General features: G+C 67.4%; 12 protein-coding genes. 9 read left to right on the plus strand and 3 right to left on the minus strand.

Features of this window, described 5'->3' with window-relative positions; genetic code table 11:
- Together G3O00_RS33930 and G3O00_RS33935 are read right to left on the minus strand one after the other, a co-directional pair.
- A partial coding sequence (locus G3O00_RS33930) for a sigma 54-interacting transcriptional regulator (protein ID WP_206145605.1) occupies window positions 1-842 on the minus strand: 842 nt, incomplete at its 3' end.
- A gap of 120 nt (window positions 843-962) precedes the next feature.
- Window positions 963-1,643, minus strand: a complete 681-nt coding sequence (locus tag G3O00_RS33935; protein ID WP_166896462.1) for a class II aldolase/adducin family protein — start codon at window positions 1,641-1,643, stop codon at window positions 963-965.
- Window positions 1,644-2,031: 388 nt separating this feature from the next.
- Between G3O00_RS33935 and G3O00_RS33940 the strand changes: the two genes are divergently transcribed.
- The 9 genes from G3O00_RS33940 to G3O00_RS33980 all read left to right on the plus strand — a co-directional run bounded on the left by G3O00_RS33940 (window position 2,032) and on the right by G3O00_RS33980 (window position 10,220).
- The gene (locus G3O00_RS33940; RefSeq protein ID WP_206145606.1) at window positions 2,032-3,315 is read left to right on the plus strand and encodes an alpha/beta fold hydrolase; all 1,284 of its coding nucleotides are present in this window, start codon (window positions 2,032-2,034) and stop codon (window positions 3,313-3,315) included.
- 142 nt (window positions 3,316-3,457) lie between these two features.
- Window positions 3,458-3,748, plus strand: a complete 291-nt coding sequence (locus G3O00_RS33945) for a co-chaperone GroES (protein WP_011356207.1) — start codon at window positions 3,458-3,460, stop codon at window positions 3,746-3,748.
- Window positions 3,749-3,760: 12 nt separating this feature from the next.
- Entirely contained in the window at window positions 3,761-5,401 is a 1,641-nt protein-coding gene (gene groL / locus G3O00_RS33950) for a chaperonin GroEL (RefSeq protein WP_174936601.1), read from the plus strand.
- Window positions 5,402-5,587: 186 nt separating this feature from the next.
- A complete protein-coding gene (locus G3O00_RS33955) occupies window positions 5,588-6,202 on the plus strand; it encodes a LysE family transporter (protein WP_206145607.1) in 615 nt (204 codons plus the stop codon).
- A gap of 46 nt (window positions 6,203-6,248) precedes the next feature.
- Window positions 6,249-7,541 (plus strand): hypothetical protein, encoded by a 1,293-nt coding sequence (locus G3O00_RS33960; RefSeq protein ID WP_206145608.1) that lies wholly within the window; start codon window positions 6,249-6,251, stop codon window positions 7,539-7,541.
- Window positions 7,542-7,964: 423 nt separating this feature from the next.
- Window positions 7,965-8,336 carry a DUF6697 family protein gene (locus tag G3O00_RS33965; RefSeq protein WP_206145609.1) on the plus strand — a complete coding sequence of 124 codons (372 nt, stop codon included), beginning with the start codon at window positions 7,965-7,967 and terminating at the stop codon, window positions 8,334-8,336.
- A 58-nt stretch (window positions 8,337-8,394) separates the two neighbouring features.
- Window positions 8,395-8,613, plus strand: a complete 219-nt coding sequence (locus G3O00_RS33970) for a hypothetical protein (RefSeq protein WP_011356211.1) — start codon at window positions 8,395-8,397, stop codon at window positions 8,611-8,613.
- A 132-nt stretch (window positions 8,614-8,745) separates the two neighbouring features.
- On the plus strand, window positions 8,746-9,267 hold the full coding sequence (locus G3O00_RS33975; protein WP_206145610.1) for a PTS sugar transporter subunit IIA: 522 nt from the start codon (window positions 8,746-8,748) through the stop codon (window positions 9,265-9,267).
- Between the two features lie 59 nt (window positions 9,268-9,326).
- Window positions 9,327-10,220, plus strand: coding sequence for an acetylglutamate kinase (locus tag G3O00_RS33980; protein WP_206145611.1), 894 nt, complete (start codon window positions 9,327-9,329; stop codon window positions 10,218-10,220).
- Between the two features lie 58 nt (window positions 10,221-10,278).
- Here the strand turns inward: G3O00_RS33980 and G3O00_RS33985 are convergent.
- On the minus strand, window positions 10,279-11,884 hold a 1,606-nt coding region (locus G3O00_RS33985; protein ID WP_206145612.1), incomplete at its 5' end, for a family 2A encapsulin nanocompartment cargo protein cysteine desulfurase.

The raw sequence follows: 11,884 nt of genomic DNA on the forward strand, positions 1-11,884 counted from the left end.
GCCGCCGCGGTGCGCGGGTCGCCTGCATCGGGCGCGAGCGACAGCGCGGAGAACTGCAGGTCGCTCACGTCGATCGCACCGCCCGCGCAGATCAGCACCGCGTGGTGGATCACGTTCTCGAGTTCGCGGATGTTGCCGGGCCATGCGTGCGCATGCAGCCGGGCGCGTGCGGTGTCGGTCAGCGTCGGCGCGGCCACGCGCAGCCGCTTCGCATAGGTGTCGATGAAGTGCTCGATCAACGGCGCGATGTCGCCGGGCCGCTCGCGCAGCGGCAGCAGGCTCAGCTTCACGACGTTGAGGCGGTAGTAAAGATCCTCGCGGAAATTGCCCGCGCGCACCGCGGCTTCGAGATTCACGTTGGTGGCGGCGACGAGCCGCACGTCGATCTTCACGGTCTTGCGCGAGCCGACCGGCGTCACTTCGCGCTCCTGCAGCACACGCAGCAGCTTCACCTGCGCGGACAGCGGCAGGTCGCCCACCTCGTCGAGAAACAGCGTGCCGCGATTCGCGGATTCGAACCAGCCGGGCTGGCTGTTGATCGCGCCGGTGAACGCGCCGCGCTCGTGGCCGAACAGTTCGCTTTCGATCAGCGTCTCGGAGAACGCGCCGCAGTTGACCGCGACGAACGGACCGTCGTGGCGCTCGCTCAGCGAATGCACGAGGCGCGCGATCAGCTCCTTGCCGGTGCCGCTCTCGCCGGTGACGAGCACGGTCGCGTCGCTGGGCGCGACGAGCTGGATGCGCTCGAGCAGCACCCGCGATTTGGGATCGTCGAACGTCAGCGCCTTCGCACGAATCGTGATTGCGTGCGAAGTCGGGTCCAGCAAGCTGAAGATGGCCATGGCACGACCGGCGTGTTGAACGGGGAAGGTTCGACGATAGCAAGGTGCGCGCCGGCCACGAACCAATTCATCGAGCTATCGGTATGACGGCGGCCGGATTGCGCCGGCCGCCGCGCGGCGTCACGCGAGGCCGGTCATCTTCCATTGCTGCTCGAGCGCGCCCGGCCCGAATTCGAGCGAGCCGCCGAGCGGTTCCGCGAGCGCCTGGAAATACGCAGCCTCCTCGAGGATCAGGATGTACTTCGAAACATCGAGGATCGATTTGCCCCAGAACGTCGCGCCGCCATTGGCCTCGATGATCGCCGGTACCTCGGGGTCACGGCGGATCGTGTCGACGATGAAGCGCGGCTCGCCGGGACGACGATCGACGTACACCGGAATCTCGCGGGCACGTGTGTAGCGCGCGGCCGGCGCATAGCGGATCGGCAGCGGGCGATGCGCGCTCGCCCACGCACCGAGGTACGGGCCGTGCACGTGAATCACGACGCCGACTTCCGGCGCCTCGCGGAACACGTCCGCATAGCGCGGCCCGTTGCCGCCCGCGCGCGCGTCGCCGTGCAGCACGTCGCCGTCGAACGTCACGACGACGGGCTGGATCTCCTGCGACGCGGCCCACGGGCTCGGCGCCGACAGCGCGACGATGAGTTCGGTGCCCGGCACGCGCTGGAACGCCTGGAACGTGTTGGTCGCGGACAGCGTGCGCGTGTCCTTCAGCACGCGCTCGGCCTGCGTGAATTCGCGCGTGGCGCGCTCGACGAATGCCACGAGTTCGCCGCTGTCGATGGTTGAGGTAACGGACATGAGGACGGTTTCCTTGATCGGGTGGACGGATGAGCTCGCATCGCGATGTCGTAACACCGCGACGCACGGCCACCGGATCAGCAGCAATCGTGCCAGCCTGACATGCACGCGTCGAAGGCCCGCGCCACGGTGCGTGTGCGCGTTGCACGACGCGCGCCGTGCGATTCGCGCGGGCGCCTCTGTTGCGGGAGCAACAGCCTGCCGGCCGGGATTGCTGCGCGACGCGCAGCCGCTGACAGCGTGCGCGGCACGCCGTACGACGCTGCGGCCCGTCGTACCTCGCGCCACGCGCCCAACGGCCGCGCTGGTTCGAAACTTGCGTCGTGACCGGCCCGCGCCGCGCGCTGTCCGGCGCGTCCGATCCGACTTCACTGACACCCATCCGACCATGACGCTCCTCCCCCTGCGCGGCTACACCGCGCGCACGCTGCTGGCTTCGGCGCTCGCCGTATCGTCTCTCCTCTCGCAGGCGGCTTCGCCCGGCCGCGTTCCCGTGCCCGATCCGTTGCAGGGCGACGGCCGCGTGTCCGCGTTCTACACGTGGGACCGCGACATTCCGGCGACGCCCGGCGTGCTGCTGCGTTCCGAGCCGCTTCCAGCGACGCTCGGGCTCGCGAGCGCCGGCCGCCAGCTGCGCATCCTCTATGCATCGACCGACGGCGTCGGCGGCCGCACGCCGATCGCCGTGTCGGGTGCGCTGTTCGTGCCGCGCGGCACGCCGCCGGCAGGCGGCTGGCCGATCGTCGCGTGGGCGCACGGCACGTTCGGGATGGCCGACATCTGCGCGCCGTCGTGGTTCGGCCGCTCGTATCGCGACGTGCGCTACCTGAACGCGTGGCTTCAGCAAGGGTTCGCGGTCGTCGCGACCGACTACCAGGGGCTCGGCACGCCCGGCCCGAATCCGCAGCTCAACAACCGCTCGAACAGCTACACGCTGCTCGACAGCGTGCGCGCGGTGCTCGGCGGCGTGCCGGGCCTCGCGAACGAGGTCGTGCTCGTCGGCCAGTCGCAAGGCGGCTCGGCCGTGTTCGCGGCGGCCGGCTACGCACCCGCCTATGCGCCCGAACTCGCGATCCGCGCAACGGTTGCCACCGGCACGATCTACAACGCGTCTCCCGCCACGCTCGCGTCGCTGCCGAAGTTCGAAAGCGCCTACCGGCGCGATCCCGAGCGCGTCGATCCGACACTCGCGTACCAGTTCTATTCGGTGCTCTCCGCGCAGCAGATCGACCCGTCGCTGCGCGCGGACGAAGTGCTGACCGACCGCGCATTGCCGATCCTCGAACAGTCGCGCATCGGTTGCCTCTCGTCGCTCGAGGACGACGCGGCGCTCGCGCACCTCACGCATGCGAACACCGTGAAGCCCGGCGGCGATGCGAGGCTGAAGGCGTGGTGGGATGAGTACCTGAAATACCCGACGCTGAAGATCGCCACGCCCGTCTTCATCGGTGCGGGCGCGGACGACGGGCTCGCACCGCTCGAACTCGCGCTCGCGAAGGATGCATGCGCGGCGGGCACGACCGTCGAGGCGCACCTGTATGCGGGCCGTGAACACAACGGCACCGTAAACGCGTCGCTCGCCGATTCGATTCCGTTCGTGAAGCGCGTGCTCGCCGGCGAGACGATCCGCCCGGTCTGCACGCCCGCCGCACAGCAGGCCGTGTCGCAATAGCGGAGGCGACGCGCTTTGCACGACGGCGCGAATGCATTTCGGAATCCGTTATTGGATTGCGCCGCCGCGCATTTTTATACTCGTCAGCACTCTCTGTTAAAGAGTGCCAGCCAATTTCGACAGATCAGCACAGGACGAACCAATGAGCCTACGCCCCTTGCACGACCGCGTGATCGTGAAGCGACTCGACCAGGAAACCACCACCGCGTCGGGGATCGTGATCCCCGACAGCGCCGCGGAAAAGCCCGATCAGGGTGAAGTGATCGCCGTCGGCCCCGGCCGCAAGGATGCGGACGGCCAGCGCATCGTGCCCGACCTGCAGGTCGGCGAGCGCGTGCTGTTCGGCAAGTACGCAGGCCAGGCCGTCAAGGTCGATGGCAACGAGTTTCTCGTGCTGCGCGAAGAAGACATCGTCGCGGTCGTCAACCAATAACGGAGCGCAATCATGGCAGCGAAGGAAATCATTTTCAGCGACGTCGCACGGGCCAAGCTGACGGAAGGCGTGAACATTCTCGCGAATGCGGTGAAGGTCACGCTCGGGCCGAAGGGCCGCAACGTCGTGCTCGAACGCAGCTTCGGCGCGCCCGTCGTCACGAAGGACGGCGTGTCGGTCGCGAAGGAAATCGAACTCGCGGACAAGCTGCAGAACATCGGCGCGCAGCTCGTGAAGGAAGTCGCGTCGCGCACCAGCGACGCCGCCGGCGACGGCACCACGACGGCCACCGTGCTCGCCCAGGCGATCGTCCGCGAAGGCCAGAAATACGTCGCGGCCGGGCTCAATCCGCTCGACCTGAAGCGCGGCATCGACAAGGCCGTCGCGGCCGCCGTCGACGAGCTGAAGAAGATCAGCCGGCCGACCACCACGAGCAAGGAAATCGCGCAGGTCGCGACGATCTCCGCGAACGGCGAGGAATCGATCGGCCAGCGCATCGCGGAAGCGATCGACCGCGTCGGCAAGGAAGGCGTGATCACCGTCGAGGACGGCAAGTCGCTCGCGGACGAGCTCGATGTCGTCGAGGGGCTGCAGTTCGATCGCGGCTACCTGTCGCCGTACTTCATCAACAATCCCGACAAGCAGATCGCCGAGATCGAAAGCCCGTACATCCTGCTGCACGACAAGAAGATCTCGAACATCCGCGACCTGCTGCCGGTGCTCGAACAGGTCGCGAAGTCGGGCCGGCCGCTGCTGATCATCGCGGAGGATGTCGAAGGCGAAGCGCTCGCGACGCTGGTCGTGAACAACATCCGCGGAATCCTGAAAACGGTCGCCGTGAAGGCGCCGGGCTTCGGCGACCGCCGCAAGGCGCTGCTCGAGGACATCGCGATCCTCACCGGCGGGCAGGTGATCGCCGAGGAAACGGGCCTGACGCTCGAGAAAGCGACGCTCGCCGAACTCGGCCAGGCGAAGCGCATCGAGGTCGGCAAGGAAAACACGACCGTGATCGACGGCGCGGGCGATGCGAAGAACATCGAAGCGCGCGTGAAGCAGATCCGCGTGCAGATCGAAGAAGCGACGTCGGACTACGACCGTGAGAAGCTGCAGGAACGCGTCGCGAAGCTCGCGGGCGGTGTCGCGGTGATCAAGGTCGGCGGCGCCACCGAGATCGAAGTGAAGGAGAAGAAGGACCGCGTCGACGACGCGCTGCACGCGACGCGTGCCGCCGTCGAGGAAGGCATCGTGCCGGGCGGCGGCGTCGCGCTGATCCGCGTGCGGCAGGCGATCCGCGAGTTGCAGGGCGTGAACGCCGACCAGAACGCGGGCATCAAGATCGTGCTGCGCGCGCTCGAGGAACCGCTGCGCCAGATCGTCACGAACGCGGGCGAGGAAGCGAGCGTCGTCGTCGCGAAGGTGGCCGAAGGCTCGGGCAACTTCGGGTACAACGCGCAGACGGGCGTATACGGCGACCTCGTCGAATCGGGCGTGCTCGATCCGACCAAGGTCACGCGCACGGCGCTGCAGAATGCGGCATCGGTCGCGGGGCTGCTGCTGACGACCGATGCGACCGTGTTCGAGGCGCCGAAGGATGCGGCGCCGACGGCGGCGCCGGGCGGCCCGGGTGCGGGCGGGCCCGGGTTCGATTTCTGATGATGTGACGTGTGTGCCGTGTGCCGGTTCGCCGGCATGCGCGCGACCTTGCAGACTCCCCCTGCGCGTGGCGATGAAAGTCGTCACGCGCTTTTTTTCATTGGATCGATCAAACCGCGCCGTGGCAGGCCGGTGACCGCGCTCGGGTAAGATGAACGCCCGTCCCGTCGCACTGCCCTCCACGCCATGTCGACCACCCTCGCTACCTTGCTTCCGCTTGCCGGCGTCCTGCTGCTGAGCGTCGCCAGCCCCGGCCCGAACTTCGTGATCGTCACGTCGACCGCAGTCGAGTCGCGCCGCGCCGGTGTGATGACGGGCCTCGGCCTGGCCGCCGCGTCCGGCACCTGGGCGGCGATCGCGATCGCCGGGCTCAGCCTGCTCGTCACGCATGTCGCGTGGGTCCACACGGCGCTGCGGCTGGCAGGCGCCGCCTACCTGATCTGGCTCGGCCTGAAAATGATCCTGACCGCGCGCAAGCCGCTGCCCGTTGCCGCGCCGGCCGCCGCGTCCGACTGGCACGCCGCGAAGAAGGGCTACGTCGTCAGCATGACGAATCCGAAATCGGTCGCGTTTTACGGGAGCATCTTCGCGCTGATGGTGCCGGCCCATGCGCCGGCCTGGCTCGATCTCGCGGTCGTCACGCTGTCGGTGGCGATCTCCGCCGCGTGGTATTGCACGATGGCGTTGCTCGCCTCGCACCCGTCGGTGCGCGGGCTGCTGGTTCGACGCAAGGCCGTGCTCGATACGACGGCCGGCCTGCTGCTGATGGGGGTCGGGGGAAGGATGCTCGCTGGACGGTGATCCACTCAGCTTCCGCTCACGCCTCGAACCCTCACCGTTCCCCACCATGCCGACCATACAAACCATTCTCGACGACTACGAACGCCTCGGCTGGACCAACAACGATCCGATGTCGCAGATGCTGGCACTGCGACGCGACAACCCGGCTGCGCTCGCCGACCTCGTGATCGCGTCGTTCGATCGCGCGTTGCCGCATGCGACGTTCCTCGATGCCGCGCTCGACCTGATGGACGACACTGCCCTCGAGAAAGTCACCACCGAAGCGTGGCAAGACATCCGCAACGGCGCGTGGAACGAACGGCTCGCGAGCGTGTTGTCGAGCGTGGCAACGCAGATCCCGCAGGTGTTTTCCGGTCACTGGGACATGCTCGTCGACATTTACACCACGAAGCAGTCGCCGCGCCTGTACGTCGAGGACAACGTGTGGCGGATGCTCGATCCGGCGACGGTCGAAGGATGGCGCGGCCGGCTTGCCGAGGTCCCTTCCGGTAACAAGGCAGCGCATGCACGCGCCGTCGCGCTGCTCCATTCGCGACAGCCTGCAGCCGTTCGTGACGCGGCAGCCTGGTTGTTTCCGGACGATCCTGGGACGCGCGCCAACTGGCTCATGTCCGCCGGCTACGCTCAGGAACACGACACATTGCGCGCCTTGCACGGCGAAACGCCGCTGCATATCGACTTCGGACCGACGCTGGGCGCGCCGATACGCCGTGCCCAGCCGAAGTGGAACCGCGAGATTCTCGCGCATCACCCAACCTGGAACGCGCGCGGCTCGCATCGATTAGGCGCGCGCTTTGGCGGCGTGTCGTCGCATCGATGCGGCCTGTGTCACGAGCCGCTGCATCGACTGCTGACACTGCCGCAACCCGCCGCCGCAGGCATCGACAGCTCAACGCCCGTGTCGTTCGACACCTGCCTGTCGTGTGCCGGCTGGGAGAGCGACGGCCCGATGTTCCACCGCCATGACGACGCCGGCAACGCCTGTGCGCACCCATCCCAGCAACGCGACACCGCGATCCAGCCGGACTATCCGGCGGCCCCATTCCTGGAGGCGGACGTCGCGCTTTTCGCTGCGCCGTCACGCTGGACGCGGCAGGAATGGGGCCTGTCGAACAGCCGGCAGAACCTGAGCCGCGTCGGCGGCGCACCGTCGTGGGTCCAGTCCGCGTGGTATCCCGACTGTCCGGATTGCGGCCGCAAGATGCAGTTCGTCATGCAGCTCGATTCCAACCTTCCGCAAACGGACGGCGGCGAATGGCTGTGGGGCAGCGGCGGCGCGAACTACACGTTCTGGTGCGCGCCGTGCCGCACCAGCGCGCATCTGTGGCAGTGCACGTAGTACGGGCCGCATAACCTTTACGACCTTTTTACTTGCGCCCGCGCATGCGTTCACTAGAATGTGTTCGCAATCGATCCCTCACCGAGTACGCACATGCGCATCCGAAGTCCTCGCCCTCCGAGTTGCTTTTCTGCCTGACCGGCAGGACGCCTGCGTCTCTCTTTTCCCGAGCCACCGTCCTGCCAGCAGGCGGACGGTGCGCGCCATAGTCATTCCCGTGCACGCTTGAACATGACGTCGATGCGTTAGCCGCGCATCGCGCCATGCGAGCGTATTCGCGCGAAAACCCGTATCGCGACGCGCCATCGATCCGCCGCCCCGGCAACGATCGATCGGCATCCCTGCATCCGGCATGTCGATCCGGTCGCATTGCTTTGCATACCTGATTTAACCCACGGAAGTTTCCGATACCGGAGCCCGAACATGTTCGAGATCGACAAGCAGTACACCCGCGAATTCATCCACTCCGCGTGCGGCGGCAGCAAACAGGCGTTCCTGCCGACGAAGAACGGCAAGGTCGTGGCCGCGTGCCTGCGCACGGACCTCAACCCGCACGCGCCCGACGTGATCCTCTGCGACGGCAGCGCGTCCGCGCGGGCGGCCGGCAGGACGCTCGCCGCGCAACGCAATGCGATTCCGGTGTTCATCCGCATGGCAACGGACGCGTACCGTTTCGTCGGCCAGTACGTCGTCAGCGAATCGCTCACCGCCCCGCTCGACTGCGCGCCTTACGTGCGCAACAGCAGCTTCACGCCGGGGCAGATCTCGCGCGTGCTCAAGCTCAAGCGCTGCTGACCCGCCTGGCAGGCGCGTTGCGCGCCCTATCCCGGTCAACTTTCATACAGGAGCAAACATGCTTGGCCTGACGTTCTGGAAACACGTGATCGGTGCGCGGACCGATGCAATCCGCGATGACAGGGCGGCTGCACACGACCGGCACCGACGGGTGTCGAGGACGCTCGTGCTGACCAGCGCCGCGGTTGCGTTCGCGGCGATCGCGTTCGGCGCACCGGTCGTCGGCATTTCGGTCTTCCTGCTGACGACGCTGCCGTTCGTGCTGTCGGGTACCTGAAGCGATATGTGTCGGGCTCGTTTCCATCGGCGATCGATATACGATTTTAATGCCGGGCCCACGCGTATCTAACACCGTCTTTACGCGCTTTTGTCTAGGATTTCCCTGTCATCCCGACACGGAGAGATCCGCATGCAAACGCAGCAGGCCGCCGCTGGCGGCCAACCCGACCTTCCCCACCGACGCGGCGGCGCGCCGTTCGCGACCCGGCTGGCCGACGCCTGCCCGCCGGACAACATCCTGCTCGACGTACCGGTCGAAAGCGCGATCCAGTTGTTCGACCTCGTCGCGCGATATATCGAGCGCAGCAGCGGTGTCGCCGCGGAACGGATCAGGACCGAACTGATCAAGCGCGAGCAACTCGGCTCGACCGGCCTCGGCCAGGGCGTCGCGATTCCGCATGCGCGTGTCGACGGGCTTCGCTCGGCCATCGCGCTGTTCGTTCGCGCGCAGTATCCGTTCGCCTTCAACGCGCCGGACCGCAAGCCCGTTCGCGAATTCATCGTGCTCGTCCTCCCGAAGGAAGACGACCGCGCGCATCTCGAACTGCTCGCCGACGCGGCGCGGTGCTTCAGCGAGCGCCCGTTCCGGCAGGCATCGCGCGACGCGCAGACGCCCGACGAGATTCACCAGCTGATGCAACGCACGCATTGATGCCGTATTGATGCCGCACCGTGCGGCAACACGCACTCCCTTCATCCATCCGGATTCCCATGTTCCCAGACCCTGAAAGTCCCACTCTTACGTCCCGTCGCGTAGCCGGCCTGGCACGCTCGCTGCCGTTCATGCAGGCCCTGCACGGGCAGACCGTCGTCATCGTCGACGGCGGCGCCGCGAGCGATGCGCGCGCCCGTCAGGCGTTCGCGCAGGATGTCGCGCTGCTCGCGCTTACCGGCGTTCGACCGATCGTCGTCCAGGGTGTGCCGGCCGCATCCGGCACGCAATCGATCCACGCCGTTCACGCGGCGATGGCGGGCGTCAATCATGAACTGGTGCGCCTGATCGGCAGTCACGGCGCCAGGGCGATCGGCATCGACGGTCACGATGGCGGCCTGCTGGTGGCAAGCGTGGATGCCGACCACACCGGCGCGAGCGCGGTCGACCGCTTCGACGGCGCCGCACTGAATGCGTTTCTCGAGAACGGACTGGTACCCGTCGTGATGCCGGTCGCCCCGGACGACGCAGGCCATGACCACCTGCTGCGCGCGGAACGGCTCGGCAGCCTCTTCGCGCAGCGCACGGGCGCCGTGACGCTGGTGATGATGGTCGACAGCACGCTGCTGCGCGAACTCGGCGAGCTCGCCGGGCTGTACGGCATCACCGAACTCGAGCACTGGCTGGCCGAGCACCCGGCCGCCACCGCGGCGCCCTGCGTGCGGGAAGCGCTCGATGCGCTCGCACACGGCGTGCAGAACGTCCATCTCGCCGATATCGGGCAACCCGAATCGCTGATCGACGAACTGCTCACGGAGGAAGGATCGGGGGTCGTGTTCTGCCGTCGCGGCAACACCGACCTGCTGTCGGAAACCCGCCGCTACTTCGCGGATTCGGCCAGCGTGCTGCGTGACGGCTTCAGCGTCGAGCAGAAGCAGGTCGTGCGGTTCTGACTTTTTTAGCGATGGAACGCTTGCGGCGACCCGCAAAGGCCGCCGCAAGCGCATGACGTCAACGCCGCGTCGCGAGACGCCGCACGACGCTCACCAGCGCATCGACTTCGTCGCACGTGTTGTAGAACGCGAGCGACGGCCGCACCGTTGCCTCGAGCCCGAAACGTCGCAGGATCGGCTGCGCGCAGTGATGCCCCGAACGCACCGCGATGCCCTCTTCGTTCAGCGCCTGCCCGACTTCCTCGGTCTCATAGCCCTTCAGCACGAACGACAGCACGCTCGCCTTGTCGCGCGCCGTGCCGACGAGCCGCACGCCCGGCACCGGCGCGAGCACGCTCGTCGCATACGCGAGCAGGTCGTGCTCGTAGCGCGCGATGTTCTCGATGCCGACCCGGCTCACGTAATCGAGCGCAGCGCCCAGCCCCACCGCGTCCGCGATGTTGCCGGTGCCGGCCTCGAACCGGTTCGGCGGCGGCTGGAATACCGTGCGCTCGAACGTCACGTCCGCGATCATGTTGCCGCCGCCCTGCCACGGCGGCATGTCGTCCAGGATCGCGCGCTTGCCGTACACGACGCCGATCCCGGTCGGCCCGTAGATCTTGTGCCCGGAGAACACGAAGAAATCCGCATCGAGCGCCTGCACGTCCACGCGCATGTGCGAGATCGACTGCGCACCGTCGACGAGCGCCTTCGCCCCCGCACGATGCGCGAGATCGACGATCTCCTTCACCGGCACGACCGTGCCGAGCGCGTTCGACACCTGCGTGACGGACACGATCTTCGTGCGGTCGTTGAGCAGCTTTCGGTATTCGTCGAGCAGTACCTGCCCCGAATCGTCGACCGGAATCACGCGCAGCTTCGCGCCCTTGAGCGCGGCAAGCTGCTGCCACGGCACGATGTTCGCGTGATGCTCGAGATGCGACACGATGATCTCGTCGCCTTCGCCGACGTTCTGCACGCCCCACGTCTTCGCGATCAGGTTGATCGCCTCGGTCGTGCCGCGCACGAACACGATTTCATCAGGCGACGATGCGCCGATGAATCGCCGCACGGTGTCCCGCGCATGCTCGTACGCGTCCGTCGCGCGGCCGGCCAGTGCATGCGCGGCGCGGTGGATGTTCGAGTTCTCGTGCGCATAGAAGTACGCGAGACGGTCGATCACGGCCTGTGGCTTGTGCGTCGTCGCCGCATTGTCGAACCACACGAGCTGCTTGCCGTTCACGCGCTCCTGCAGGATCGGGAAATCGCGGCGGATCGCGTTCACGTCGAACGGCGGGTGCGCGCCGCGATGCAACTGGCCTTGTGGCTCGGCTGTGTGCGCATCGTCGATGAAGTAGCGCGGCACGTCGGCGCCCGATGTACGCGATACCGGCACGTCGCGATGCACGGCGAGCAGTGCGCGCAGCGCGTCGTCGCCCGGCAACCCGAACGCTTCCGGCGATGCAAGGCCGTTCGACGGCACGACGATGTCCTGCGGCGTCGCCTGCCAGCCCTGCAGCGAACCGTCCGTGAAGTAGTACGGCGATGCCTTCGCCGCGCCTTCCGGTGCCGGCGCATTCACTTGCGGCACGCCGAGCGCCGCGCCGCCGACGCGCGGCTCGAGCGCCGGCGCGATCGACACGACGTTGTCGGGCAACCCGTTCTGCGCGGCCGCATGCGGCAGC

Source organism: Burkholderia sp. Ac-20384, assembly GCF_017104605.1.
GTDB classification, from domain to species: Bacteria; Pseudomonadota; Gammaproteobacteria; order Burkholderiales; family Burkholderiaceae; genus Burkholderia; species Burkholderia lata.